This window comes from Stenotrophomonas sp. 220_Sma (assembly GCF_056487375.1).
The window spans coordinates 3,210,436-3,236,841 of sequence record NZ_CM151348.1; the positions used below are offsets into that span (position 1 = coordinate 3,210,436).

The following is a 26,406-nucleotide window of genomic DNA, read 5'->3' on the forward strand; positions in this document are numbered from 1 at the left end:
AAAAAAACGCCGCCCAAAGGGCGGCGTTTCTGCTTTCTTGTAGAGTCGAGCCATGCTCGACTCCGGAACAACAGTCGAGCATGGCTCGACTCTACAACCGGCCGATCAACCGCCGGCGCCGCCGCCACCGGCCTGGATGCCACCGGCGGTCAGCGCGGTCGGGTCCAGCAGGCGACGCAGCTCGGCCTCCTCCAGTCCACTGTCCTCCAGCGCCACATCCAGTACCGGGCGCTGTTCCTTGTACGCACGCTTGGCAATCGCCGCCGCCTTCTCGTAGCCGATGATCGGGTTGAGGGCGGTAACCAGGATCGGGTTGCGCGCCAGCGCCTCGGCCACGCGGTCCTCGCGCACCTTCAGCCCGGCAATCGCACTGTCGGCCAGCAGGGTGGACACGTTGGCCAGCAGGCCGATGCCATCGAGCAGGTTCACTGCGATCAGCGGCAGGGTGACGTTGAGCTGGAAGTTGCCGGTCTGCCCGGCCACGGTGATCGCAGTGTGGTGACCGATCACCTGTGCACAGGCCATCACCGTCGCTTCCGGAATCACAGGGTTGACCTTGCCCGGCATGATCGAGCTGCCCGGCTGCAGCGCCGGCAGTTCGATCTCGCCCAGCCCGGCCAGCGGACCGGCGTTCATCCAACGCAGGTCGTTGGCGATCTTGATCAGCGCCACCGCCAGCGCATTGAGCTGACCGGAAAGCTCCACCGCGTCGTCCTGTGCGGCCAGGCCTTCGAACTTGTTCTCGGCACTGTCGAACTTGAAACCGGTCTGCTGCTTCAGTGCCTTGGCCACCTGTGCACCGAAGCGCGGATCGGCATTGATGCCGGTGCCGATGGCGGTGCCACCCAGCGGCAGCCGGCGCACGCGCTTGAGGCTGTCTTCGATACGCTCCTGCGCCGACGCCAGCTGCGCCGACCACGCGCCGAATTCCTGCTCGAAGGTCAGCGGCATCGCATCCATCAGGTGGGTGCGGCCGGTCTTGACCACCTTGCGCAGGCTGCGGCCCTTCTTGTCCAGGGTCTTGCGCAGGTGCACCAGCGCCGGCAGCAGCTGCTCATGCGTCGCCAACACCGCCGACACCCGCAACGCGGTCGGAATCACGTCGTTGGAGCTCTGCCCCTGGTTGACGTGGTCATTGGGGTGCACAGTGGTCTTGCCCGCCTTGCCGGCACGGTTGGCCAGGGTGGCGATGACCTCATTGGCATTCATGTTCGACGACGTGCCAGAACCCGTCTGGTAGACATCGATCGGGAACTGCGCGTCCCAGTTGCCGGCGGCCACTTCGGCGGCAGCGGTCTGGATGGCCTTGGCCACGTTCTTCGGCAGGTGGCCCAGTTCTGCGTTGACGCCCGCGGCGGCGCCCTTGACCAGGCCCAAGGCACGGATGAAACCGCGCGGCATGCGCTGGCCCGACACCGGGAAGTTCTGCACGGCACGCTGGGTCTGGGCGCCCCACAGGGCGTCCGCAGGCACCTGCAGCTCGCCCATGCTGTCGTGTTCGATTCTGAAACCCTTGCTTGCAGCTTTGCTCATTGCATCAACTCCGCACTACTTCAGTTGGGGAAAGGGAAGCGGCGGCTGGCAGGGTGTCGCTTCCCGGGCTGGCGGCTGCGCCAACGATACTCCCTTGCCCGCAGCGTGGGATGACGAGGGCGGGCCAGATCGTTTCATCCGCAGGGCCGATCTGCACGCGCAAGGGGTAGTGCCGGCCGCTGGCCGGCAATCCATGGAATCGTGGGCCGGGCGTGGTTGCCGGCCAGCGGCCGGCACTCCCTCACCGGCACGTCGTAGAATATGGCCCCCGCCGCTCGCCCCAGCCCTGCCGACATGTCCGATTCCGCCCTGCTCGCCCTGTCCCCGCTCGATGGCCGCTATGCCGGCAAGGTCGACGCCCTGCGCCCGATCTTCTCCGAGTACGGCCTGATCAAGGCCCGCATCACGGTCGAAGTGGAGTGGTTGCTGGCCCTGGCCGCCGAGCCGGGCATCGTCGAACTGGCCCCGTTCTCCGACGCCGCCATCGCGCGCCTGCGTGCCCTGGCCGCCAGCTTCAGCCCGGTCCAGGCCGCGCGCGTGAAGGAGATCGAGCGCACCACCAACCATGACGTCAAGGCGGTGGAGTACTTCATCAAGGAACAGCTGAAGGACGACGCCGAGCTGGCCCCGGCGCTGGAATTCGTGCATTTCGCCTGCACCAGCGAAGACATCAACAACCTCAGCTACGGCCTGATGCTGGAACAGGCCCGCCGCGAGGTGCTGCTGCCGACCCTGGACGGCATCGCCAACAGCCTGCGCAGCCTGGCCCACGCCCAGGCCGGCCAGCCGATGCTGTCGCGCACCCACGGCCAGACCGCCTCGCCCACCACCCTGGGCAAGGAACTGGCCAACGTGGTCGCCCGCCTGGAACGCCAGCGCAGGCAGATTGCCGCGGTCGAATTGACCGGCAAGATCAATGGCGCGGTGGGCAACTACAACGCCCACATCGCCAGCTACCCGGACGTGGACTGGCCGGCCTTCGCCGAGCGCTTCGTGACCGGCCTGGGCCTGGTGTTCAACCCGTACACCACGCAGATCGAGCCGCACGACAACATCGCCGAGATCGGCGATGCCGCACGCCGCGCCAACATCATCCTGATCGACCTGGCGCGCGACATCTGGGGCTATGTTTCGCTGGGCTACTTCAAGCAGCGCCTGAAGGAAGGCGAAGTCGGCTCGTCGACGATGCCGCACAAGGTCAACCCGATCGACTTCGAGAATGCGGAAGGCAACTTCGGCATTGCCAACGCGCTGTTCGAGCACTTCAGCGCGAAGCTGCCGATCAGCCGCTGGCAGCGTGACCTGACCGACTCCACCGTGCTGCGTGCGCTGGGCACCGCGTTCGGCCACAGCCAGGTGGCGCTGGATTCGCTGGCCAAGGGCCTGGGCAAGCTGGAAGTGAACCCGCAGCGCCTGGATGCCGATCTGGACGCGGCCTGGGAAGTGCTGGCCGAAGCCGTGCAGACGGTGATGCGCCGCCACGGCCTGCCGAACCCGTACGAGCAGCTGAAGGCGCTGACCCGCGGCCAGGGCATCACCGCCGAGTCGATGCGTGCGTTCGTGCAGGGGCTGGAGCTGCCGGCGGATGCGAAGCAGCGTCTGCTGGAGATGACCCCGGGCAGCTACACCGGCCTGGCCGAGTCGCTGGCGAAGAAGATCTAAGGGGTTTCCTTTGCGGCGGCGGCCGCGGGCGCTGCCTGCGGCAGGCAACGGCAACAGCAACGTCAAGAGCGGCTCTGGATTGCTGCTAGCTGGGCGGGACGGGATGGGCCAGCGGGACACGCCGTAAACCCGTCCATGGGGGCTCGATGGCGCCATCCATGGCGCCAACGGTCCCGCTGGCCCATCCCGCCCCACCTCTGACAGATTCCTGGTGACGGATCGAAGAGCTTTGGGTTGTCGGGACGGAATTTGAAAGAGGGACGCGGCTTCGCCGCGTCCCTCTGTTGTTTTTGGCTGATTGTAGAGCCGAGCCCATGCTCGGCTGCTTGTTCCAACAGCAAGCCGAGCATGGGCTCGGCTCTACAGGAGCATGAGCAAGCGCAGCGCGCGACCCGCTTTTGCCTTGCTTTTTTTCTTCCATTCCGTGGCGGGCCGCGCAGGAAACTGTCAGGGGCCGGGCGGGGTGGGTTCGCGGGACCGTTGGCGCCATGGATGGCGCCATCGAGCCCCCAGGGATGGGTTTACGGCGTGTCCCGCGAACCCACCCCACCCGGCCCAGCCCATGAAGCCAGCGCTTTACGCGACCAGCCCCCGCCACGAGGGGCTCCGCCGTTGGCCGGAACCCCCGCGACAAACCCGCGCACGTGCGCAATGCCCACGAACGGCGGACAATGGAGATCTCAGGCGGCCCGCCGCGCCGCCCCTCCCGCTTTCCGCTGCAAGGAACTCCCCCATGGCCGCCCGCAAGTCCTCCGCCCCCCTCATCGAAGTCACCGCCCGCCCCGGCCAGCCGCTGGGCATGGCGCCGGCCACCTTCCTGCGCGACTTCTGGCAGAAACGCCCGCTGCTGATCCGCAACGCCTTCCCCAACTTCCAGACCCCGGTGCAGCCGGAAGACCTGGCCGGGCTGGCCTGCGAGGAAGGCGTGCTGGCACGCCTGATCGAGCACGACAAGACCCAGGACGGCTGGCGCGTACGCACCGGTCCATTCCAGGAAGACGTGTTCCCCGCCCTGCCCGACCACGACTGGACCCTGCTGGTGCAGGACGTGGACAAGTGGGACCCGGACGTGCGCGCCCTGATCGAGCACTTCAGCTTCCTGCCGCGTTGGCGCATGGATGACGTGATGATCAGCTTCGCCGCCACCGGCGGCTCGGTCGGCGCCCATGTCGACCAGTACGACGTGTTCCTGCTGCAGGCCCATGGCCATCGCCGCTGGCAGATCGATGCCAGCGAATCGATCAAGGGCAAGCAGCCGCCGCTGGGCTTCCGCCCCGACGTGGAGCTGAAGCTGCTGAAGGTGTTCAAGCCGACCCACGACTGGGTGCTGGCGCCGGGCGACATGCTGTACCTGCCGCCGAACGTGCCGCACCACGGCGTCGCCGAAGATCCCTGCCTGACATTCTCGTTCGGCATGCGCGCGCCGTCTTCGGCCGAGCTGATCAGCGACTACCTGGACACCCTGATCGCCGATGCCGACGAGAACATCCGCTACCAGGATGCCGACCTGAAGGTGCCGGCCGACCCGAACGAAATCGACACAGTGGCGATGGCGCGCGTGATCACCGCGCTCAACGCCATCCGCATGAACGACCCGGACAAGCTGGGCGACTGGTTCGGCCGCTTCATCACCACCTACCGCGCGGCCGGCGAAGTGATGGCCCACCAGGCCGCACCGGCACAGGAAGAAGTGGTCCAGGCCCTGGCATCGGGCCTGCTGCTGCAGCGCCACCCGTGGGCCCGCCTGGCCTGGCGCCGGGCCAAGCGTGGCGCCAGCCTGTATGTCAGCGGCCAGGACTTCGCGCTGCCGGTGAAGGACGCGCAGCGCCTGGCTGGCACCGAACAGCTGGACGCCGCCGCTTATCGCGGCCTGTCCGACGAGGGCCGTGCCGTGGTCCAGCAGCTGCTGGTCGGCGGGGTGTTCCAGCTGATCGACCCGAATGAGGTATACGAGGCCGAAGACGAGGACGACGGCGAGGATGCCGTGGTGCTCGGCGAGGTCGTCGAAGGCCGTGACCGCGTGGATGCGATCGACGCCGATGCGGTATCCGACGATGTCCACTCCGTGACCGTGCACGACGACGGCATCGAGGTCATCGTCAACTTCGAGGACGACGAAGAAGACGACAGCGCCGGCCGGGCCTGAGCCATCGCCATGATCCGGGTCCAGCAGGTCAGCCACGCCGATGCCCACGTTGCCATCCACGAGGTGCGCCAACGCGTGTTCGTGCAGGAACAGGGCATCGCCGCCGAGCTGGAACGCGATGCGCTGGACCCGGTCAGTGCCCATGTGCTGGCGCTGGACAGTGACAACCAGCCGGTCGGCACGGGCCGGCTGGCCCCGGATGGCCGCATCGGCCGCATGGCGGTGCTGGCCAGCCATCGCAGCCACGGGGTCGGCGGGGCCCTGCTGGAAGCACTGGTGGAGGCCGGGCGCCGGCTCGGCCTGGCCGAGCTGCATCTGCACGCCCAGCTGCCCGCCCGTGACTTCTATGCCCGCCAGGGTTTCCTGCCCGAAGGCGAGGTGTTCGAGGAGGCCGGCATCGGCCACCAGCAGATGCGCCGCCGGCTGGGCGCGGCCAGCGCCATCGACAGCCGCGCCGAGGCGGTGGCCATCACCACGGCCATCATCCACCGCGCCCGTCGCCAGCTATGGCTGCACAGCCGCCAGCTGGACCCCGGGCTGCTCGACGCGCCCCCGGTACAGGCCGCCCTGCGCCGCTTCGTCACCGCCCGCCACGACAAGCAGCTGCGGGTGATCGTGCACGACGCCGCCGCGATCGCCTCTGCCGGGGCGCCACTGCTGGCGCTGGCCCAGCGCCTGCCCAGCGTGATCCAGTTCCGCGAGGTCACCGACCCGGTCGACCGTGCACTGGCCTCGGCCTGTCTGCTCAACGATGCGGGCGACTTCTACTTTCGTCTGATCGGCCATCGCCTCGACGGCGAAGCCGGCATCGCGCTGCCGACACGTTCGCAGCCGTTCGAGCAGCAATTGCAGCGCGTCTGGGACCGTTCGCGTGATTGCAGCGAACTGCGCGCGCTCGGCATCTGAGCGGAGCGGGCTGACTCAACCTGTCTGGAACCGGCACCGGGGGACGCGCGATACCTCTGGTGGTGCCCCTTCGTGTCCGGTTGGGGGTACAATTTGGCTGTTTGAACGCGCCCGCGCAGGGCTATTCATCTTCCTGCCGGGTCCTTCTGAAGCCATACCCCACAAAGCGAATCAACACCCTCCATCGTGGACAATCAACTGAAGCAGTTTGCGCAATCTTCGCAACTCGCCGGCGGCAACGCCTCCTATGTCGAGGACCTGTACGAGCAGTACCTGGTCTCCCCGGATAGTGTCGATCCCAAATGGAAAGCCTACTTCGACGGCTTCAAGGGCCGTGAAGCAGGTGACATTCCGCACTCGGCCGTCATCTCCCACATTGCGGACGCGGCCAAGGATGCGCTGAAGGCCGGTACCGGCAACGGTGCAGGCGACGAGCGCGAGCGCAATGTCGGTCGTCTGATCACTGCCTACCGTTCGCGCGGCCACCTGGACGCCCGCCTCGATCCGCTGGGCCTGGCCGCACCGGTCAACACCCCGGACCTGGGCCTGCCGTTCCACAGCCTGTCCGATGGCGACCTCAACAGCGAGTTCAGCACCGGCGGCGTCGGTGGCCAGCCGCGCATGAAGCTGCGCGACCTGCTGGCACGCCTGAAGGCGACCTACACCGGCTCGATCGGTGCGGAGTTCATGCACATCTCCGAGGTCGAGCAGCGCCAGTGGATCTACAAGAAGCTGGAACTGGCCGGTGGCAACTACCAGCTGGACGCTGATACCCAGCGCCGCACCCTGGAGCGCCTGACTGCGGCTGAAGGCCTGGAGCGCTACCTGCACACCAAGTACGTCGGCCAGAAGCGCTTCTCGCTGGAAGGCGGCGACTCGCTGATCCCGATGATGGACACCATCATCCGCAGCGCCGGCAAGGATGGCGTCAAGGACGTGGTGATCGGCATGGCCCACCGCGGCCGCCTGAACGTGCTGGTCAACACCCTGGGCAAGAACCCGCGCAAGCTGTTCGACGAATTCGAAGGCAAGTTCGAGCACGACGAGCACGCCTCGGCCGGTGACGTGAAGTACCACATGGGCTTCTCGGCCGACGTCGCCACCGATGGCGGCCCGGTGCACCTGGCGCTGGCGTTCAACCCGTCGCACCTGGAAATCGCCGACCCGGTCGTGGCCGGTTCCGTGCGTTCGCGCCAGGAGCGCCGCAAGGACACCGCGCGCAAGCAGGTCATGCCCATCCTGATCCACGGCGACGCGGCCTTCTCCGGCCAAGGCGTGGTCATGGAACTGTTCCAGATGTCGCAGGCCCGCGGCTTCGCCGTCGGCGGCACCGTGCACATCGTGGTCAACAACCAGGTCGGCTTCACCACCTCCAACCCGCTGGATACGCGTTCCACGCGCTATGCCACCGACGTGGCGAAGATGATCGCCGCCCCGGTGCTGCACGTGAACGGCGATGATCCGGAAGCCGTTGTGTTCGCCGCGCAGCTGGCCTTCGAGTTCCGCCAGAAGTTCGCCAAGGACGTGGTCATCGACCTGATGTGCTACCGCCGCTGGGGCCACAACGAGGCCGACGAACCGGCGATCACCCAGCCGCTGATGTACCAGGTGATCCGCAAGCACGCCACCACCCGCGAGATGTACGCCGAGCAGCTGGAAAAGGCGGGCGTGATCGCCGCCGGTACCGGCAAGGCGATGGTCGATGCCTACCGCGAGAAGCTGGATGCCGGTGAAGTGACCACCGAGCTGGCCAAGGTCGAGAAGACCCCGCCGACCAGCCCGCTGTTCGTCGATTGGCCGAAGCTGCTGGAAGGCAAGCTGTCCGACCCGATCTCGACCAAGGTCGAGAAGGACAAGCTGGTCGAGCTGGCCAAGCTGATCAACACCATTCCGGACGAAGTGCAGCTGCACTCGCGCGTGGCCAAGGTCTACGACGACCGCCGCAAGATGGCCGCTGGCGAGATCCCGGGCGACTGGGGCTTTGCCGAGAACCTGGCCTACGCCACCCTGCTCGACGAAGGCAGTGCCCTGCGCCTGGTCGGCCAGGACGTGGGTCGCGGTACGTTCACGCACCGCCACGCGATCCTGCACGACCAGAAGACCGACAACTACTACATGCCGCTGCGGCAGCTGGTGGATTCGCCGGAGAAGGCCACCGTCATCGATTCGCTGCTGAGCGAAGAAGCGGTGATGGCCTACGAGTACGGCTTCTCCACCACCGATCCGAACACGCTGTGCATCTGGGAAGGCCAGTTCGGCGACTTCGCCAACGGTGCCCAGGTCGTCATCGACCAGTTCATCGCCGCCGGTGAAGCCAAGTGGGGCCGCATCTCCGGCCTGACCCTGCTGCTGCCGCATGGTTATGAAGGGCAAGGTCCGGAACACAGCTCGGCGCGCCTGGAGCGCTTCCTGCAGCTGTGCGCACTGGAGAACATGCTGGTGGTGGTGCCGTCGACCCCGGCGCAGGCCTTCCACATGCTGCGTCGCCAGCAGCACCTGACCACCCGCAAGCCGCTGGTGGTGATGTCGCCGAAGTCGCTGCTGCGCCACAAGCTGGCCGTATCGACCCTGGACGAACTGGCCAACGGCGAGTTCCAGCACCTGATCGGCGACGCCAATGCGGACGCCAAGAAGGTCAAGCGCGTGGTGCTGTGCTCGGGCAAGGTCTACTACGACCTGCTGGAAGACCAGACCAAGCGTGGCCAGGACGACGTGGCGATCATCCGCGTGGAGCAGCTGTACCCGTTCCCGCGTGCGCTGCTGGCTGCCGAACTGAAGAAGTACGGCAAGGCCACCGACGTGGTGTGGACGCAGGAAGAACCGCAGAACCAGGGTGCGTGGTACCAGATCCGCCACCACCTGCAGTTCTGCCTGGCCGATGGCCAGAACCTGCACTACGCCGGTCGCGCACGTTCGGCTTCGCCGGCTGCCGGTCACATGGCTGACCACGTCCGCGAACAGCAGCAGCTGGTCGCCGATGCACTGGTCAACCCGTTCAACGACACGTTCGCTGAATAATCCTCCCCCTATTTAGAAGACAAACCAGGAAGCTCCCGCAATGGCCACCGAAGTCAAAGCCCCGGTACTGCCCGAATCCGTCGCCGACGGCACCATCGCCACCTGGCACAAGAAGGTGGGCGACGCCGTCAAGCGCGACGAAAACCTGCTTGACCTGGAAACCGACAAGGTCGTCCTGGAAGTGCCGTCGCCGGTCGACGGCGTGCTCAAGGAAATCAAGTTCGCCGAAGGCTCGACCGTGACCTCCAGCCAGGTCGTGGCGATCATCGAGGAAGGCGCCGTCGCTGCTGCCCCGGCTCCGGCCGCTGAAGAGAAGAAGGCCGAGGCCGCTCCGGCCGCTGCCGCTCCGGCCGCCGCCGCTGCTCCGGCCCCGGCTGCCAAGTCGGCCGCCGACACCCTGCCGCCGGGCGCCCGCTTCACCGCCATCACCGAAGGCGTGAACCCGGCCGACGTCGACGGCACCGGCCGTCGCGGCGCGGTGACCAAGGAAGACATCGTCAACTTCGCCCGCAACGGCGGCGCCGGCAAGGCCGGTGGCGCACGTCCGGAAGAGCGCGTGCCGATGACCCGCATCCGCAAGCGCATCGCCGAGCGCCTGATGGAGTCGAAGAACTCGACCGCCATGCTGACCACCTTCAACGAAGTCGACCTGTCCAAGGTGTCGGCGGCGCGCAAGGAACTGCAGGACGAGTTCGTCAAGGCCCACAGCATCAAGCTGGGCTTCATGAGCTTCTTCGTGAAGGCCGCGGCCAATGCCCTGCAGCGCTTCCCGCTGGTCAACGCCTCGATCGACGGCGACGACATCATCTACCACGGCTACTCGGACATCTCGATCGCCGTCTCGACCGAGAAGGGCCTGGTCACGCCGGTCCTGCGCAACGTCGAGCGCATGTCGTTCGCCGACATCGAGAAGACCATCGCCGACTACGCCAAGAAGGCCCGTGATGGCAAGCTGAGCCTGGAAGAACTGCAGGGCGGCACCTTCACCGTGACCAACGGCGGCACCTTCGGTTCGCTGCTGTCGACCCCGATCATCAACCCGCCGCAGAGCGCCATCCTGGGCATGCATGCCATCAAGGAGCGTCCGATCGCCCAGAACGGCCAGGTCGTGATCGCGCCGATGATGTACCTGGCGCTGTCGTACGACCACCGCATCATCGACGGCAAGGACTCGGTGCAGTTCCTGGTGGACATCAAGAACCAGCTGGAAAACCCGGGCCGCATGCTGTTCGGCCTGTAAGACACCTCCCGCCCCTCCGCGCCTGCGCGGAGGGGTTCTGGTAATGCATCAAGGAATAATTCAATGGCTGAACAATTCGACGTCGTCGTCATCGGTGCCGGCCCGGCCGGTTACCACGCTGCCATCCGCGCGGCCCAGCTGGGCCTGAAGACCGCCTGCATCGACGCAGCGCTGGGCAAGGACGGCAAGCCGGCGCTGGGCGGCACCTGCCTGCGCGTGGGCTGCATCCCGTCCAAGGCGCTGCTGGATTCCTCGCGCCAGTTCTGGAACATGGGCCACATCTTTGGCGACCACGGCATCAGCTTCAAGGATGCCAAGATCGACGTCGAGGCGATGGTTGGCCGCAAGGACAAGATCGTCAAGCAGTTCACCGGCGGCATCGGCATGCTGTTCAAGGCCAACAAGGTCGCCGCCTACTACGGCTTCGGCGAACTGCAGCCGGGCAACGTGGTCAAGGTCACCCAGCATGACGGTTCCATCGTCGAGCTGAAGGGCACCAACGTCATCATCGCGGCCGGTTCGGATTCGATCGAACTGCCGTTCGCCAAGTTCGACGGCGAGACCATCGTCGACAACGTCGGCGGCCTGGACTTCACCGAAGTGCCGAACCGCCTGGCCGTGATCGGCGCCGGCGTGATCGGCCTGGAACTGGGCAGCGTGTGGAAGCGCCTGGGCGCTGAAGTCACCATCCTGGAAGCACTGCCGGAGTTCCTGGCCGTGGCCGACGCCGAAGTGGCCAAGACCGCTGCCAAGGAATTCAAGAAGCAGGGCCTGGACATCCGCCTCGGCGCCAAGGTCTCCAAGACCGAGATCACCGGCAAGGGCAAGAAGAAGGAAGTCGTTGTCACCTACACCGACAGCGAAGGCGAAAAGACCCTGACCGTGGACAAGCTGCTGGTGGCCGTTGGCCGTCGCGCCGCCACCAAGGGCCTGCTGGCCGAAGGCACCGGCGTCAAGATCAACGAGCGCGGCCAGATCGAAGTCGACGCGCACTGCCACACCGGCGTCAACGGCGTGTGGGCGGTCGGCGACTGCGTGCGCGGCCCGATGCTGGCACACAAGGGCTTCGAGGAAGGCATCGCGGTGGCTGAGCTGATCGCCGGCCTGCCGGGCCACGTCAACTTCGACACCATCCCGTGGGTCATCTACACCGAGCCGGAACTGGCCTGGGTCGGCAAGACCGAAGCCCAGCTGAAGGCCGAAGGCATTCCGTACAAGGCCGGCAGCTTCCCGTTCGCCGCCAACGGCCGTGCCGTGGCGATGATCGAGCCGGCTGGCTTCGTGAAGATCCTGGCCCATGCTGAAACCGATCGCATCCTCGGCATGCACCTGGTCGGCGCCAACGTCTCCGAACTGGTGCACGAAGGCGTGCTGACCATGGAGTTCAGCGGCTCGGCCGATGACCTGGCCCGTATCTGCCACGCCCACCCGTCGCTGTCGGAAGTGATCCACGACGCGGCGATGGCGGTCAGCAAGCGCGCCATCCACAAGGCGAACTGATCGTTCGCTGGTAGTGCCGGCCGCTGGCCGGTATGACTGGATACAAAAAACCCCGCCTCGGCGGGGTTTTTTGTTGCCCGCACCCCTGGCGGGCAGCTTGACGCCCGCACACTCCGGCTCCCCGCCGGTAGCGGGCTCACGCTGATCCTGACGCACTGCCCGCAACGGCCGTGGCCAGCTCCCGCATGAAGACCTGCGTTGCACGCGATGCGCAACCCGCCGGCGAAAAGACCAGGCCAAACAATCGACGGATGGTCGGCTTCACCGGCAGCACGCGCAGGCCGTGGAGATCGTCCGGCAATGTCGATTCCGGTACCAGCGAGACGCCCAGTCCCTCGCGCGCCAGCACGCACGCGCTGGCCCAGTCGCGCACGGTCACCCGTACGTCGCTCAGCTGTAGGCCAGCGTCCGCCATCAGGCGCTGACCGTTCACCGCGCAGCCCCCTGTTGCGAGGATGAAGGGTTCGCCCGCCAGCTCGCTCAAAGCCACCCCGCTTTCGGTGGCGCGACGCCCCAGCGGATGCGCCTGCGTAAGCACCGCCATCCACCCGTCGCTGCCCAGCATCAACGGGGCGCGATCTGCAGCGGGGTTCATCACCACCCCGGCGTCGACCGTGCCCGATTCGAGCCAGCGCTCGACCTCCTCGTCCGTACCCTCCACGATCACCACCTCGATGCCCGGGTGGCGGCGCTGGAAATCCCGCAGCAGCGCTGGCAGCACGCTGGAAACGAGTGACGGGAAGGTCGCCAGGCGGATGCGTGCACCACTGAATCCCTGGCTGTCATCGGCCAGCGCGCGGATCGCCTGCAGGCCGCCCAGCATGATGCGCGCGTGTTCGATCACCCGCTGCCCGAGCGCAGTGATCTCGACCTGACGCCGCTCGCGCACGAACACCGCAAACCCCAATGAGGACTCCAGCTGGGCCAGGGCCTGGCTGGCACCAGACTGGCTGATGCCGACCCGGTCAGCGCCGCGCGAGATGGTTCCCTCGTCGGCCACCGCAACCAGCAGGCGCCAGTGGGCAAGATTCATCATGACAGGCAGTAGCCCAGCTTATGGGAGAAAAATCGAAGATTGATTTTACCGGATACAGCTCGCACAGCAGACTGCCTCGCACCGGCTGACCCGGCCGTCCTTTCTCCCTCGAGACCCTCCATGAAGCTGTACTACGCGCCCTACACCTGCTCGCTGTCGCCCCATATCGTGCTACGTGAACTTGGCCTCCCCTTCGAGCTGGTCAAGGTCGACAACGCCAGCAAACAGACCGCCGATGGCCGCGATTTCCGCACCATCAACCGCAAAGGCTATGTCGCGGCGCTGGAACTGGATGACGGGAAGGTGCTGACCGAGGGCCCGGCCATCGTCCAGTACCTGGCCGACCTGAAACCCGGATGCGCGCTGGCCCCGCCGGTCGGCAGCTGGGAGCGGGTACGACTGCAGGAATGGCTGAACTTCGTGACCAGCGAGATCCACGCCGGCTCGGCGCCGCTGTTCAACGCCGATCTGCCGGAAGCGGCCAAGGCCTTCTTCCGGCAGAAGCTGTTCAAGCGTTTCGACCTGCTGCAGGAGACGTTGGCAACGCAGGACTTCCTCATGGGACCGGACTTCAGCGTCGCCGATGCCTATCTTTTCACGGTGCTGGGCTGGTGCCGCTTCTTCTCCATCGATCTGGCGGTGTGGCCGGCGCTGCCTGCCTATGCCCGCAGGATCAACGCACGACCGGCCGTGCAGGCGGCGCTGCGTGCCGAGGCAGCGTGATGTGGAGCCGAGCACAGGCTCGGCGCTACACCTTTCCAGCAGGCTTCTTCGGTGGATCGTCGCAGACCCGATGCTGCACCACCGTCTCGCCGACCTTCCATTCCTTCGCGACCCTGCAGCGCTCCTTGGCTTTCTGCACAGAGACCGCGGCAGCATTCGCCTCGTCAGCCGCAGCAGTCTGCTGGCGTTCCAGCCACACCGACGGTGGCGCTGGAGGTGTGGCCAGTGCCGGCCCCGCGAGCAATGCCAGCGCCACCAGCAGCACCGTCCTCATGCAGCCACCGCTCGGCCACCGAGCAGGCGCGCCGGCAGCATGAACAGCGCGCGCAGGAACGCGAACAGGGCCGAGAAGGTGATGCCGACCAGGCGGAACGGCAGGCTCAGCAGCCACACGAACGGCCAGGCGATCAGGGCGAGGATCGCCAGCGGCCAGCACAGCACGAACAGCAGGCACCACACACCGAGCGCGAACAGGGTCTTCATCACGGTCTCCTTGGGGCGGCACCTTGCCGCCTGCGGACACCTTGGCGCCCCGCCCTGGCCACCCGCAAACGGTTTGCGACGAAACCGGGGCTGGGGGCGATGAAACCGATTGCGGGGAAACCGGAGATTCAGGAGGTTGCCGGCCAGCGGCCGGCACTACCGCAGGGATTTACACCGGGACCGCGCCCGGACGGCCGTGGGTCACCTGGAAACGCGCCGCGGTGCGCACCGCAGCGTCCGCACGCAGCACACTGTCGGTGAAGCGCAGTTCCGCATCCACGGTCTGCCGGTTCAGCTGCAGCTTCCACCAGCCACGGCGGTCACCGTCGAAATAGCGGATATGCGGGTTCTGCGGAATCGACGGCCCGTAGTACGGCCCGTATGGCGTGTCGTCGCCGCCACTGCTGATCGCCGGAGCGATGAATTCGGTGGCTACGACCGGCGCACTGGCCGCGTCGAAATCCAGCTTCAGGTCGTTGACGAAGGTGGAATGCCAGTCGCCGCCCAGCACGATGGCATTGCCCTGCCCGCCTGCCTGCATCGCCTGCAGCAGCCGGTTACGTGCGGCGGGATAGCCATCCCAGGCGTCATTCCAGAAGCGCTCGCGTGGCGTGCCACCGTCCAGCCGCAGCTGCGCCATCAGCAACTGCTGCACCACCACGTTCCAGCGCGTGCCCTGCGCGGCCGCCATCGACTGCGCGAACCACGCCTCCTGGCCCGTGCCGAGCATGCTCATGCGCGGGTCCAGTGCAGCATCACAGCGTGGCGACTCGCCCACGCCACAGGGATTGGCCGGGCGGAACTGGCGGCAATCGAGCAGGGTCAGCTGTGCCAGATCGCCGTAGCGCAGGCGCCGATGCACGCGCAGGCCGCCGTTGCCCGCAGGTGTGCTGCGCATCGGCAGGTGCTCGTAGAACGCGCGGTAGGCCGCCGCACGACGCACGATGAAATCTTCGGTCGATACACCGGGCTTTTCCGGGTGGATGCCGGAGTAATCGTTCTGTACTTCATGGTCGTCCCAGATCACCGCGAACGCGTGTGCGGCATGCGCGGCCTGCAGATCCGGATCGAGCTTGTACAGCGCGTACTGGTCACGGTAGCGCTCCAGGCTGACGGTCTCGCCACTGAAGCGTTGCGCATCCAGCGCACGACCACGCGCGTTCTGCAGCGGGCTGTATTCGTACAGGTAGTCCCCGGCATGCAGCACCAGGTCGACATCGCTCTGCGCGATATCGCGCAGGACCGGGTAGTAGCCGCTGTTCCAGGCCTGGCAGGTGCACAAGGCCAACCGAAGCTGCTGCAGTTGCGTGTCCAGCGGCGGCGCGGTGCGGAAGTGGCCGACCGCGCTTTCCTCATCGCCGTCGCAGGCGAAACGGTAGTAGTAGTCGCGGCCTGGGCGCAGGCCGTTGACCTCCACGTGCACCGAATGCGCCAGCTCGGGCACCGCGGCCGCAGTCCCCCGCTGCACCAGCCGGCGCATGGCCGGGTCCTCGGCCACGAACCAGCGCACCGGCACCGCCCGCGACGGCATGCCGCCGCCATTGAGCGGGTCCGGTGCCAGCCGCGTCCACAATACGGCCCCCTGTGGATCCGGATCACCGGCGGCGACACCGAGGGTGAAGGGATCGCGCCCCAGCCGCGGCCGTGGGCCGGCCGTGGCCAACCCCGGCATCGCCGCCAGCGCGATCGCCGCCCCCGTGCCCTGCCACGCCATGCGCAGCAGGCGACGACGGCTTTCCGGATCGACAGGCCCGCGCATCAGAAGCGCACGGTAGCGGTGGCCATCACCTGGCGCGGCGCGCCGACCTGCATGGTCGCCAGGCTGCGGGTCGGGTCAGCGGCGTAGGTGCCATTGGTGTTGATCGAGGACAGGTAGCGCTTGTCGGTCAGGTTGGTCAGGTTCAGCGCTACGGTCAGGTTCTGCGCCGGGCCGAGCTTGCCGAAGTCATAGGCCGCCGAGGCGTTGACCAGCCAGTAGCTCGGCACCGACACATCGTTGGTATAGGTCACGTAGCGCTTGCCGACATGGTTGGCGGCCAGGCGCAGGTCCCAGGGGCCCGGGGTCCACGCCAGGGTGCTGGCGAACATCCATTCCGGGGTGTCGACGGTCGTCTTGCCGCGGGTCGGCACCACGCCGTTGTTCACGTAGTCGTTGTCGTAGGTGCTGTCATTCCAGGACAGCGCATTGGACCACGTCAGGTCCTGCATCGGCTTCAGCTGCAGGGTCGCCTCGGCGCCGCGGCTGGTCACAGAACCGACGTTGGAGAACAGTGCCGGGCAACCGAGGATGCCCACGCACTGCGCGATGGCCAGCAGGCGGTTGTCGAACTTGACGTCGTACACCGCCACCGAGGCTTCATAGCCGCGGCCGTAGCCACGCCAACCCAGCTCGATGGTGCGCGACTGTTCCGGCTTCAGGTTCTTCGCGCTGGCATCGAAGGCGGCCTGCGGCACATTGAACGGGCTGCCCACGCCCAGTGCATAGGCCGCGATGTTCTTGGCGAACGAACCAAAGATCTCGTTGCCTTCGTTGAGCTTGAAGTTGAAGCCGGCCTGCGGCAGCAGGCCCTTCTTCGAGGTCAGGCTGCTGTTGTTGGCATAGCTGCCCAGCGGCGTGCGCACGCTGGTGCGGGTGTGCGGCGACTTCGCACCGATGTCGATGGTCAGTCGGTCATCGAACAGGCGGAAGCGGTCCTGCACGTAGAACTGGCGGGTGATGGTGGTGTAGCGCTGGTGCCACACGCGCTGGTCCGGGTTGCGCAGGAAGAAGTCGTCGGTGATCGGGCCGTCGATGTAGTAGAAGTTGCGCTGCACGCTGTGGCCGTTGTCCTCGTACCAGAGGCCGGCTTCCAGTTCGTGGCCACCGACGTTCCAGGTGAACGCCGAGGTCACGCCGGTACGGTCGATCGCGTACTCGGTGGTGCGGATCGAGATCGGAATCTCGCGGCTGGTGCCCGGGTTCGACGGATTGGACGGGCTGAACCAGTGGCCCTGGCCACGGTTGCTGTGGTTGTAGACGTTGACCTTCAAGCGCATCGACTCGTTCAGGCCGAAATCGCCGGCAATGCTGGACAGGTCATCATTGCGCAGGCCGTGGCCGGAGTAGTACGCATCCCACGGGCTGTTGACGCCGCCGCTGAATTTGCCGCGTGCGGCGGCGACGGCGCGATCCCAGTCCGGCGCGTAGTTGTCCCAGTCCCAGCCGAGGCGATCGATCATTTCCAGCGACAGATCCTGGTAATCGGCCTCGACCCGGCGCGAGGCGTTGAACAGCGCGGTGATCCTGCTGTCCGTTCCGAAGTTGTAGGTGGCCTTGCCGTTGAACTGCTTCAGCTCCTGCGAGCCCTTGCCCTTCCACTTGTCACCTTCCGAATACACGCCGGACAGGTAGGCGGCAAAGCCCTGGTGCTCGCCGGTCTCCAGGCGCGCATAGCTGCGGCGTGCGCTGTCACTGCCAAAGCTCTGTGCCAGCACGACCCCATATTCGGTGGACGGATCGATCGAGTAGAACTGGAACACGCCGCCGAGGTTGCTGGTGGACGGCGTACCCAGTGCGCCGATGCCGGTGGAGACCTCCGCACCGCCCAGGTTCTCGCTGATCACCGCGCGGCTGATGTGCAGGCCGTTGCTGTTGCCATAGGCCATGTTGCCCAGCGGGATGCCATCAAGGGTGTAGCCCAGGCGGTTCTGGTTGAAGCCACGCAGGCTGATGGTGGTGGACCATTCGTAGGCGCCGGTGGCATCGGCCGATTCGAAATGCACGCCCGGCTTGGTCGCAAGCAGCTTCAGCGGATTGGCACCCGGCGGCAGCACCTTCATGTCCTCGGCGGTCACGCGCTGCACCTGGCGCGCTTCACCGCGGCCGATCACCGAGATCGAGTCAAGGGTGGTAGCCGACTGCGCGTCGGGGGCGGGGGCGGTTTCAGCGACAGCCAGCGACGGCAGCGAAGCACAGACCAGCAGGGCCAGCAGATTGCGGCGGAGCGGAGCGTGGGACGGCATGGGGGCGGATTCCTTGGGCACGCTGGACGCCGAAGGGCGGCGTCGAAGGGCAGCAGCGGCGGAATCGTAGAAGCGTCGCGTTACATGTCATTTACACGCCACATACGGACGTTTGGCGTTTCGAATGGTTTGCCGGCCGTGGGGGGCCGGCCAGCGGCCGGCACTACGGTTATTCGAATGAACCGACCGAATCGTGGGCCAGGTTGTCGAAGCGGGTGTACTCGCCGAAGAACTTCAGCTTGCACGAACCGGTTGGGCCACCACGGTGCTTGCCGATGATGATCTCCGCCAGGCCCTTGTCCGGCGAATTTTCCTTGTTGTAGTAGTCGTCGCGGTAGATGAAGACGATCATGTCCGCATCCTGCTCGATTGCGCCCGATTCGCGAAGATCGGCCATCACCGGGCGCTTGTCGGTACGCGTTTCCAGCGAGCGGTTGAGCTGCGACAGCGCGATCACCGGCACGTGCAGTTCCTTGGCCAGGCCCTTCAGCGAACGCGAGATCTCCGAGATTTCGGTCGCGCGGTTTTCGCTGTTGCCCGGCACGCTCATCAGCTGCAGGTAGTCGATCACCACCAGGCCCAGGTCATGTTCGCGCTTGAGGCGGCGGCACTTGGAACGCAGCACTTCCGGCGACACGCCAGGCGTGTCGTCGATGAAGATCTTGGTTTCCTTCAGCATCTTGATCGCGCTGGTGACGCGGCTCCAGTCCTCGTCTTCCAGCTGGCCGGTACGCAGGCGCTGTGCGTTGATGCGGCCGTTGGAGGAAATCAGGCGCATCGCCAGCTGCGATGCCGACATTTCCATCGAGAACACCGCCACGCCCTTCTTCGACTTGATCGCCGCGTACTCGGCGATGTTCAGTGCGAAGGTGGTCTTGCCCATGGCCGGGCGCGCGGCAAGGATGATCAGGTCGGTCGGCTGCAGGCCGGAGGTCATCGCATCGAAATCGTTGTAGCCGGTCGGCAGGCCGGTGATGTTGCCGCCGTTCTCGAAGCGGCTGCGCAGCTCTTCGAAGGCATCCTTCAATGCACCGGGCATCGCCACGAAATCGGTACGGCCGCGTGCGCCCTGTTCGGCGATGGCGAACACGCTCTTTTCCGCCGAGGCCAGCAGCTCGCTGCTCTCTCGTCCCTCGGGCTGGAAACCGTCGTTGACGATGTCGGTACCCACCTGGATCAGCTGCCGCAGCACCGCCTTGTCACGCACGATCTCGGCGTAGGCCACGATGTTGGCCGCCGACGGGGTGGTACTGGCCAGTTCGATCAGATAGGCACCATCGCCCACCAGTTCCATCTTGCCCTGCGATTCGAACCACTCGCCCAGGGTCACCGCATCGAACGGCCGCTCGCGCTCGGACAGCTCACGGATCGCGCGATAGATCATCTGGTGGTCGCGGCGGTAGAAATCGCCTTCGGTCAGCTGGTCATTGACCCGGTCATAGGCCTCAGGGGCCAGCATCAGGCCACCCAGCACCGCCTGCTCGGCTTCCACCGAATGAGGCGGTACCCGCAACTGGTCGATGCGCGACTCGTCGCGATCGCGATCGCGATCGAAGCCATCACCGCGCTCTCTGCGGTTGGAACGGAAGCCGGGGCGAGCGGACATGCTGCGGTGTTTCCTGCGAAAGTGGGCCGGACGAGTGTAGGCATGCGCCGACCCCGGCGGCCATGGACAAGCCTGTGGATAAGCCGTGGAGAAACGGGGGATATCCGCCGGTGCCTGGCCAGACTGGCGTGGGAGCGTCGCACTGCCTGCGACGGGCGCCATTGCGGCACCCGAGCGGACATTATCGCAGATGGGGCTGGCAACCGCTGGCGTCAATCGCCCTTGACGTGAACCGCGATCAGCGCCAGGAACCGGTCCACGTAGCCCTGCAGGAATTTCTGCGTGCCTTCATTGTGGACCGTGCCATCGGCATCGATCAGGCCGTCCTTGAAATGAATGAACGCCTCGGGCTGGCCGAGCACGTGCATGTCCAGGAAGGCCAGGCTGTTGCGCAGGTGCTGCTGGGCCACGGCGGTGCCGATCTGGCCGATGGAGGCGCCGATCACCGCCGCCGGTTTGCCGGCAAACGCGCTGTCACCGTACGGGCGCGAGCCGATATCGATGGCGTTCTTCAGCACGCCCGGCACCGACCGGTTGTATTCCGGGGTCACGAACAGCACCGCATCGGCGGCACGGACCTGGTCCTTCAGCCGGGTACCCTGCGCCGGATAGTGGCCATCGAAGTCCTGGTCGTACAGCGGCAGATCACCGATCTGCACGTACTGGAAGCGCGCACGGTCGCCGGCAATCTTCTCCAGCGCATGGGCCAGTTTGCGGTTGCAGGAATCCTTGCGCAGGCTGCCGACGAACACGGCGATGGTGGGGACGGACATCGGGACATACTCCTCACGGTGCGGGAGGCCCAGCCTAGTCGCCGGGCCCTTGCAGGCCGGTGAAGATCAGCCGCCGGTCACGCCCGCGCGCACCTGCCGCCAATGCGCCTGCCAGGCCTGGAACATCAGCACGTTCCACAGATGGGTATGCCACTTGCGTTGGCCGCCGAGGAACTGCTGCCACAGCGGCTGTACCGCGGCCGCCGACAGCACGCCCTCCTGCTCCAGCCGCGCGGGCTGCAGCAGGTCTTCGGCCCACGGCCGCAGGTCGCCCTTCAGCCAGTCACTGACCGGCGCGCCGAAGCCACGCTTGGGCCGGTGCACCATCGACTGCGGCACATAACGGCCCAGCACGCGCTTGAGCAGCACCTTGCTGGTGGTTTCACTGCGCTTGAAGCCCAGCGGCAGCGACCAGGCGAACTCGGCCACGCGAGAATCCAACAGCGGTGCGCGGGCTTCCAGGCTGACCGCCATCGAGGTGCGGTCGACCTTGCACAGCAGGTCATCCGGCAGGTAGGTCACGTAATCGGCCAGCATCATCGCATCGGCCGGTGTGCCGGCACCGTGCAACGGGTCGGCCAGGTCGTAGAAGCTGCCCGCGGCCTGCGCCCCGGGCACTGCCGCCGCCGGGTCGCGCCAGCGCGAGATTCGGTTGCGGTACACGTCACCGATGCCACGCGCGCCGGATTCTGCCAACAGCGCGGCCAGGCCGCCGGTACGCGAGGCCTCGCCCTGCTGCTGGGAGCGCGCGCCCATCCAGCGCCGCAGCGGCCCCGGCACGCGGCCCAGCATCTGCCAGTTGCGCAGCGCGCGTACATAGCGGGTATAGCCGAAGAACAGCTCGTCGCCACCATCGCCGGACAACGCCACGGTCACGCCCTGCCGCGCCAGGCGGGCGACCAGCGCGGTCGGCACCTGCGAGGCATCGGCGAAGGGTTCGTCGAACATCGCCGGCAACTGCGGCACCACCGCCAACGCATCGGCACCGCTGACGTAGAGTTCAGTGTGGTCGCAGCCCAGATGCGCGGCCAGTTCCTTGGCCAGCGGCGCCTCGTCGTGGCCCGAACCGGTGAACCCGATACTGAAGCTGTGCACCGGCTGGCCACTTTGTGCCTGCATCAGCGCGGCCACCAGCGACGAATCGGTGCCGCCGGACAGGAACACGCCCACCGGCACGTCGGCCACCATGCGCAGCGCCACCGCGTCACGCAGCAGCCCGTCCAGCTGCTCCTCGGCTTCCTCGATGCGGCCCTGGAACGGCGCAGCCAGCGCCGCCTGCATGCGTGCACGGGCATCCCAGTATGGGCGCTGCGCCTGTTCCGGCCGGTGCGCGGCCGCACCCGTCGCCACGGCTTCCGCATCCAGGCGCAGCACGCGCCCGGGCATCAATTTGTAGCAGCGCTGGTGGATGCTGTGCGGCGCCGGAATGTAATCCAGCCGCAGCAGCAGGGTCAGGGCGTCACGGTCGATGTCGTTGTCGAAGGCCGGGTGCTGCCACAGCGCCTTCAGTTCCGAACCGAACACCAGGGTGTCACCGGCCCAGCCGTAGTACAGCGGCTTCTTGCCGACGCGGTCGCGGGCCAGCCACAGGCACTGCTGCTGGCGGTCCCACAGGGCGATGGCGAACATGCCGTTGCAGCGCTGCAGGGTGTCCTCGATACCCCACTGCAGGATCGCTGCCAGCAGCACCTCGGTATCGGAATGGCCGCGGAAGGCGTGCCCCAGCGGCTCAAGTTCGGCACGCAGGGCGGCGAAATTGTAGACCTCGCCGTTGTAGGCCATCACGTAGCGACCATCGGCCGAGGCCATCGGCTGGTGCCCCAGCGGCGACAGGTCGAGAATGCTCAGCCGACGGTGCGCCAGCGCGATGCCTGTCCCGGCATCGACCCAGCTGCCGCCATCATCCGGCCCGCGGTGGTGCAGCGCCTCGCCCATGGCCAGGACCTGCGCCTGCAGCACCTCGGCCGACGCCACCGGCGCCGGCAACAACATTCCCGCCAATCCACACATGCATCAGGGTTCCTGCGCCAGTTCAAGGGCGGCGCCAATCACTGCATTGTCGCTTGGAAGCCCGAACATTGCTGCCCCCGCCAGCGGGGTATAGGTATCGGCACCGCAGACCCGGCGCAGCGGCAGGTGGCCGAACCCCGCCTCGACCACTGCGGTGACCACGCCCTCGCCCACCCCGCCACTGTGGCGGCCCTCGTCCAGCACCAGCACGCGCCGGGCGCTGGCGGCTTGCGCGGCGATGAAACCAGCATCCAGCGGCACCAGCCAGCGCAGGTCGACCACCCGCACCTGCCAGCCCAGCTGCTGCTCGATTGCCCGCGCCGCGCGCAGCGCCATCGGCACGCCATTGCCATAGGTGTAGACCACCAGGTCGCCTGCCTCCGGCGCATAGACCCGCCCTTCGCCCGGCACCAGCGCCTGGCCCTGGGCGGGGTAGTCGAACAACCACTGGCCATCGCCCGGCGCATGCAGGTCCTTGCTCATGTACAGCGCGATCGGCTCCAGGAACACCGCCACCCTCCCGTCCACCCGCGCCAGCGCGGCCAACGTGCGCAGCATCATCACCGCATCGTCGCCGCGCGACGGGCAACCGACCACCAGGCCGGGAATGTCGCGCAGCGCGGTGATCGAATTGTCGTTGTGGAAGTGGCCACCGAAGCCTTTCTGGTAGCCCAGCCCGGCCACCCGAACCAGCATCGGGTTGCGGTACTGGTCATTGGAGAAGAACTGCAGCGAGCACGCTTCGCCGCGCACCTGGTCGATGGCGTTGTGCAGGTAGGCCAGGTACTGGATCTCCGGAATCGGCAGCATGCCCATGTTGGCCAGGCCCTGCGCCATGCCCAGGATCATGGTCTCGTCCAGCAGGGTGTTGAACACCCGGCGTGGGCCGAAGCGGCGCAGCAGATCCTTGGTGACGGTATAGACACCGCCCTTCTGCGCGACGTCCTCGCCGAACAGCAGGCTCTGCGGATACTTGGCCAGCAGTTCCTGCAGCCCATGGTTGATCTGGATGGCGAGGTGCCGAGGTGCCTGCCGCTCAGGCAGGGCCTCCGCACCGCCATACAGCGCTTCGCGCGCATCGGCGGGCACCTCGCGCCGCGCCTCGGCCTGCACCGCCGCCGGCGTGTACGGCGCCAGCGGCGCCATCACCTCCTGCAGCGACTGCAGCGTCGGGCGGCCCTCGGCATCCGCCGCCGCGGCCATGCAGCGCGCGCGCATCGTTTCGTAGGCGACCTCGATGGCGGCCGCATCCATCCAGCCCGACTCCATCGCGATCTGCGCCGAGCGCAGCAGCGGATCCTGCGCCTCGGCCGCGCACAGCTCCGGCAGCGCGCGCCATTCCACCTCGAAGTCGGTGCCGGCGTGGCCCATCAGGCGGGTGGTGCGCAGATGCAGGAAGGTGGGCCGCCGCGTGCGCCGGCAGTGCTCCACCGCCGCCTGCACCTGGGCGTGCCCGGTGGCCAGGTCGAGACCATCAGCGAAGAAATAGTCGAGCCCCGGCTGGCGGCTGAAGCGCTCCGCAATCCAGCCTTCCGGCGTCTTCACTGAAATGCCCAGCCCGTTGTCCTCGCAGACGAACAGGATCGGCGCCGGCAGCTTCTGGTAGGCCGACCACATCGCGGTGTTGAACGCGGTCTGCGCGGTGGCATGGTTGGCCGAGGCGTCGCCGAACGAGCACAGCACGATGCTGTCGGCCGGGATCGGCAACGGCTGCCCCAGGCGCTTGCCGCTCTCGATGGCCAGCGCGGTGCCCAGCGCTTTCGGCAGGTGCGACGCGATGGTCGAGGTCTGCGGCAGCACCCACAACGGTTTGCTGCCCCACACCTTGTGGCGGCCCCCGCTGGCCGGGTCATCGGCGCTGGCGGCGAAAGACAGTGCGGCATCGCGCAGCGGATCGATGCCCGGCAGCTGGCGCGAACGCTCGGCCATGAAGGCACCGGAGCGATAGTGCAGGAAGGCTGGATCGGTATGCCGGCAGGCCCGCGCCAGCAGCGCGTTGCCCTCGTGGCCGGAGGAACCGATGGTGTAGAAGACCTTGTTCTGCACGCGCAGCACGCGTGCCATCAGGTCCAGCTGGCGGCTGGCCAGCTGCGAATCGAACAGTTCGCCAAACGCTGCGGCAGTGAGCGTACTGCCCGGCAGGATCGGCGCATCCGGCGCCGGGCGCGGACGCGGGGTGCCGCGCCAGCCACGTACCGCATCGAGGAAGTTGACGTCGCACACTTCGGCGCGGTTGAGCACGCGCATGCGTGCGGGAATCGGATCTGGAACCACAGCGAACATCGAACACCCTCCGTGTCGTTGTTGCATTCCGCCCGGCGTTGGCCAGGCGCTACCCTGTGGGGGTCACCCTGGTGAGACTCACGCAGCCTCGAATCGCGAGCGCACTTCGGCAGTCACGGCCGGCATCGGCAGGAAGCGCGGTTGTTCACGCACGCGCTGCAGCCAGCCACGCACTTCCGGGAATGGCTGCAGGCTGATACCGCCCTCTGCCGCCACGTCGGTGTAGGCGAACAGCGCGATATCGGCGACGCCATATCCGTTGCCGGTGAACCATTGCGCCTGGCGCAGGTGCTGCTCCATCACCGCCAGCGCGGTGGCGGCGCGCTCGTGCAGGCGCGGCAGTTCGGCGCGGCGCGGTGAATCAGCGGGGGTCCAGCCACGGATGAAGCGCGCCACCGCCACGCACGGCTCGTGCGTGTACTGCTCGAAGAACATCCAGCTCAACGCCTGCGCGCGCTCCCAGCCATCGGTGGGCAGGTACGGCGTGCCCTCGGCCAGCCAGAACAGGATCGCGTTGGATTCGGTCAGCACGCGGCCATCGTCGCGGACGATCAGCGGCACCTTGGCATTCGGATTCAACGCCAGGAATTCGGGGGTGTGGGTCTGGCCATGGGCGCTGTCCACCTCCACCCAGCGGTAGCGGCTGCCGAGCTGCTCCAGCAGCAGGCGCACCTTGTGGCAATTGCCCGAGACCGACATGCCATGCACCGTCAACGGGACGCGCTCTTCCACCATCGCCTGCTCCATCGGATCCGGCCAGCGGCCAGCTGCGTGCAGTCTGGCAAGCGCGCCGATGAATGCCAAGCGCGGGTGCAGCATGGCAACCCGGTAGTGCCGGCCGCTGGCCGGCAATCGCGTTGCGGCAGATTCATGCGATTGCCGGCCAGCGGCCGGCACTACCGGGCAGCGATCAGCGCGCGCGCTGCCGCCACTGCTCGCGCGACTGGCCCCAGATCTGCATCGGCTTGTCGTTGTACGGCGCTGGCAACTCCCCCATGCGCAGCAGGGTGCTGCCGAGCTTGCGCGCGACCGCCCGCGAGTTGTCGTTGTTCTCGGCAATGGTGTGGATCACTTCGTCCCAACCCAGCGTGTCGAACGCCCAATCGATTGCTGCGACCGCCGCTTCCGGCGCATAGCCCCGGCCCCAGCTGGCATGACGGATGCCCCAGCCGACCTCGGTACCGGGCCAGTCCTGCGGTTGCCAGGGCCCCATCCGCCCGATCCAGTCACCGCTGGATTTCTCGATCACGCTGAACATCGAGAAGCCAAACAGCTGCCAAGCGCCAGCCAGGCTGCAGAAGCCACGCCAGGCCACCGAAGGCGGCTGCACGCCACCGAGGGTGCGCATCGTTTCCTCATCGGCGCAGAACGCCAGATACGGTTCGTAGTCCTCGCGCAGCAGCGGCCGCAGGATCAGGCGCTCGGTTTCGATGCGCAGGTCGAAGATGCTCATGCCGGCTCCATGTCGAAGGAAGCGTCCATGAT

General features: G+C 66.9%; 19 protein-coding genes. 7 read left to right on the forward strand and 12 right to left on the reverse strand.

All coding sequences use genetic code 11. The features are described from left to right. Positions 1–105: 105 nt before the first annotated feature. Positions 106–1,533, reverse strand: coding sequence for a class II fumarate hydratase (locus tag ACZLIB_RS15110; RefSeq protein WP_049400231.1), 1,428 nt, complete (start codon positions 1,531–1,533; stop codon positions 106–108). 294 nt (positions 1,534–1,827) lie between these two features. Here ACZLIB_RS15110 and purB point away from each other — a divergent pair, with 294 nt between their 5' ends. The 6 genes from purB (at position 1,828) to lpdA (ending at position 12,005) form a co-directional block, all read left to right on the forward strand. Further along, positions 1,828–3,195 carry an adenylosuccinate lyase gene (gene purB, locus ACZLIB_RS15115; protein WP_049422054.1) on the forward strand — a complete coding sequence of 456 codons (1,368 nt, stop codon included), beginning with the start codon at positions 1,828–1,830 and terminating at the stop codon, positions 3,193–3,195. Positions 3,196–3,928: 733 nt separating this feature from the next. Next, the gene (locus ACZLIB_RS15120; protein WP_478468041.1) at positions 3,929–5,341 is read left to right on the forward strand and encodes a ribosomal protein uL16 3-hydroxylase; all 1,413 of its coding nucleotides are present in this window, start codon (positions 3,929–3,931) and stop codon (positions 5,339–5,341) included. A 9-nt stretch (positions 5,342–5,350) separates the two neighbouring features. Further along, positions 5,351–6,247 carry a GNAT family N-acetyltransferase gene (locus ACZLIB_RS15125; RefSeq protein ID WP_049398739.1) on the forward strand — a complete coding sequence of 299 codons (897 nt, stop codon included), beginning with the start codon at positions 5,351–5,353 and terminating at the stop codon, positions 6,245–6,247. A 186-nt stretch (positions 6,248–6,433) separates the two neighbouring features. Next, a complete protein-coding gene (locus ACZLIB_RS15130) occupies positions 6,434–9,265 on the forward strand; it encodes a 2-oxoglutarate dehydrogenase E1 component (RefSeq protein ID WP_478468042.1) in 2,832 nt (943 codons plus the stop codon). A gap of 40 nt (positions 9,266–9,305) precedes the next feature. Beyond that, positions 9,306–10,505 carry a dihydrolipoyllysine-residue succinyltransferase gene (gene sucB / locus ACZLIB_RS15135; RefSeq protein WP_478468043.1) on the forward strand — a complete coding sequence of 400 codons (1,200 nt, stop codon included), beginning with the start codon at positions 9,306–9,308 and terminating at the stop codon, positions 10,503–10,505. 63 nt (positions 10,506–10,568) lie between these two features. Beyond that, positions 10,569–12,005, forward strand: a complete 1,437-nt coding sequence (lpdA, locus tag ACZLIB_RS15140) for a dihydrolipoyl dehydrogenase (protein WP_008264626.1) — start codon at positions 10,569–10,571, stop codon at positions 12,003–12,005. Positions 12,006–12,141: 136 nt separating this feature from the next. On the opposite strand, the gene ACZLIB_RS15145 is transcribed toward lpdA, so the two are convergent. Further along, positions 12,142–13,038 carry a LysR family transcriptional regulator gene (locus tag ACZLIB_RS15145; protein WP_478468045.1) on the reverse strand — a complete coding sequence of 299 codons (897 nt, stop codon included), beginning with the start codon at positions 13,036–13,038 and terminating at the stop codon, positions 12,142–12,144. Between the two features lie 123 nt (positions 13,039–13,161). Between ACZLIB_RS15145 and gstA the strand changes: the two genes are divergently transcribed. Next, positions 13,162–13,764, forward strand: a complete 603-nt coding sequence (gstA, locus tag ACZLIB_RS15150) for a glutathione transferase GstA (protein WP_277779156.1) — start codon at positions 13,162–13,164, stop codon at positions 13,762–13,764. Positions 13,765–13,789: 25 nt separating this feature from the next. On the opposite strand, the gene ACZLIB_RS15155 is transcribed toward gstA, so the two are convergent. The 10 genes from ACZLIB_RS15155 to ACZLIB_RS15200 form a co-directional block, all read right to left on the reverse strand. Continuing rightward, positions 13,790–14,038 (reverse strand): hypothetical protein, encoded by a 249-nt coding sequence (locus ACZLIB_RS15155; RefSeq protein WP_253143566.1) that lies wholly within the window; start codon positions 14,036–14,038, stop codon positions 13,790–13,792. Then, positions 14,035–14,247 (reverse strand): hypothetical protein, encoded by a 213-nt coding sequence (locus tag ACZLIB_RS15160; protein WP_010486834.1) that lies wholly within the window; start codon positions 14,245–14,247, stop codon positions 14,035–14,037. The genes ACZLIB_RS15155 and ACZLIB_RS15160 overlap by 4 nt, the downstream gene beginning before the upstream one ends. Before the next feature lie 169 nt (positions 14,248–14,416). Then, positions 14,417–16,006 carry an alkaline phosphatase D family protein gene (locus ACZLIB_RS15165; RefSeq protein WP_478468047.1) on the reverse strand — a complete coding sequence of 530 codons (1,590 nt, stop codon included), beginning with the start codon at positions 16,004–16,006 and terminating at the stop codon, positions 14,417–14,419. Continuing rightward, positions 16,006–18,249 (reverse strand): TonB-dependent receptor family protein, encoded by a 2,244-nt coding sequence (locus ACZLIB_RS15170; protein WP_350259443.1) that lies wholly within the window; start codon positions 18,247–18,249, stop codon positions 16,006–16,008. Before ACZLIB_RS15170 ends, ACZLIB_RS15165 begins: the two co-directional genes overlap by 1 nt. Positions 18,250–18,418: 169 nt before the next feature. After that, positions 18,419–19,855, reverse strand: coding sequence for a replicative DNA helicase (locus ACZLIB_RS15175; protein ID WP_032129633.1), 1,437 nt, complete (start codon positions 19,853–19,855; stop codon positions 18,419–18,421). 212 nt (positions 19,856–20,067) lie between these two features. Further along, the gene (locus ACZLIB_RS15180; RefSeq protein WP_032129634.1) at positions 20,068–20,628 is read right to left on the reverse strand and encodes an NADPH-dependent FMN reductase; all 561 of its coding nucleotides are present in this window, start codon (positions 20,626–20,628) and stop codon (positions 20,068–20,070) included. A gap of 66 nt (positions 20,629–20,694) precedes the next feature. Then, entirely contained in the window at positions 20,695–22,638 is a 1,944-nt protein-coding gene (gene asnB, locus ACZLIB_RS15185; protein WP_478468048.1) for an asparagine synthase (glutamine-hydrolyzing), read from the reverse strand. Between the two features lie 3 nt (positions 22,639–22,641). Next, positions 22,642–24,921, reverse strand: coding sequence for a thiamine pyrophosphate-dependent enzyme (locus ACZLIB_RS15190; RefSeq protein WP_478468049.1), 2,280 nt, complete (start codon positions 24,919–24,921; stop codon positions 22,642–22,644). 78 nt (positions 24,922–24,999) lie between these two features. After that, positions 25,000–25,656, reverse strand: coding sequence for a glutathione S-transferase family protein (locus tag ACZLIB_RS15195; RefSeq protein ID WP_478469939.1), 657 nt, complete (start codon positions 25,654–25,656; stop codon positions 25,000–25,002). A 175-nt stretch (positions 25,657–25,831) separates the two neighbouring features. Next, on the reverse strand, positions 25,832–26,374 hold the full coding sequence (locus tag ACZLIB_RS15200) for a GNAT family N-acetyltransferase (protein ID WP_049460564.1): 543 nt from the start codon (positions 26,372–26,374) through the stop codon (positions 25,832–25,834). Between the last annotated feature and the right edge of the window lie 32 nt (positions 26,375–26,406).

Bases quoted from the DNA above. Each gene is read 5' to 3' on its own strand.
- ACZLIB_RS15175 (WP_032129633.1), bottom strand. From the start codon at position 19,855: ATGTCCGCTCGCCCCGGCTTCCGTTCCAACCGCAGAGAGCGCGGTGAT.
- ACZLIB_RS15120 (WP_478468041.1), top strand. From the start codon at position 3,929: ATGGCCGCCCGCAAGTCCTCCGCCCCCCTCATCGAAGTCACCGCCCGC.
- ACZLIB_RS15170 (WP_350259443.1), bottom strand. From the start codon at position 18,249: ATGCCGTCCCACGCTCCGCTCCGCCGCAATCTGCTGGCCCTGCTGGTC.
- ACZLIB_RS15180 (WP_032129634.1), bottom strand. From the start codon at position 20,628: ATGTCCGTCCCCACCATCGCCGTGTTCGTCGGCAGCCTGCGCAAGGAT.
- asnB (WP_478468048.1), bottom strand. From the start codon at position 22,638: ATGTGTGGATTGGCGGGAATGTTGTTGCCGGCGCCGGTGGCGTCGGCC.
- ACZLIB_RS15190 (WP_478468049.1), bottom strand. From the start codon at position 24,921: ATGTTCGCTGTGGTTCCAGATCCGATTCCCGCACGCATGCGCGTGCTC.
- sucB (WP_478468043.1), top strand. From the start codon at position 9,306: ATGGCCACCGAAGTCAAAGCCCCGGTACTGCCCGAATCCGTCGCCGAC.
- purB (WP_049422054.1), top strand. From the start codon at position 1,828: ATGTCCGATTCCGCCCTGCTCGCCCTGTCCCCGCTCGATGGCCGCTAT.
- ACZLIB_RS15125 (WP_049398739.1), top strand. From the start codon at position 5,351: ATGATCCGGGTCCAGCAGGTCAGCCACGCCGATGCCCACGTTGCCATC.
- gstA (WP_277779156.1), top strand. From the start codon at position 13,162: ATGAAGCTGTACTACGCGCCCTACACCTGCTCGCTGTCGCCCCATATC.
- ACZLIB_RS15160 (WP_010486834.1), bottom strand. From the start codon at position 14,247: ATGAAGACCCTGTTCGCGCTCGGTGTGTGGTGCCTGCTGTTCGTGCTG.
- ACZLIB_RS15195 (WP_478469939.1), bottom strand. From the start codon at position 25,656: ATGGTGGAAGAGCGCGTCCCGTTGACGGTGCATGGCATGTCGGTCTCG.
- ACZLIB_RS15110 (WP_049400231.1), bottom strand. From the start codon at position 1,533: ATGAGCAAAGCTGCAAGCAAGGGTTTCAGAATCGAACACGACAGCATG.
- ACZLIB_RS15155 (WP_253143566.1), bottom strand. From the start codon at position 14,038: ATGAGGACGGTGCTGCTGGTGGCGCTGGCATTGCTCGCGGGGCCGGCA.
- lpdA (WP_008264626.1), top strand. From the start codon at position 10,569: ATGGCTGAACAATTCGACGTCGTCGTCATCGGTGCCGGCCCGGCCGGT.
- ACZLIB_RS15200 (WP_049460564.1), bottom strand. From the start codon at position 26,374: ATGAGCATCTTCGACCTGCGCATCGAAACCGAGCGCCTGATCCTGCGG.
- ACZLIB_RS15165 (WP_478468047.1), bottom strand. From the start codon at position 16,006: ATGCGCGGGCCTGTCGATCCGGAAAGCCGTCGTCGCCTGCTGCGCATG.
- ACZLIB_RS15145 (WP_478468045.1), bottom strand. From the start codon at position 13,038: ATGAATCTTGCCCACTGGCGCCTGCTGGTTGCGGTGGCCGACGAGGGA.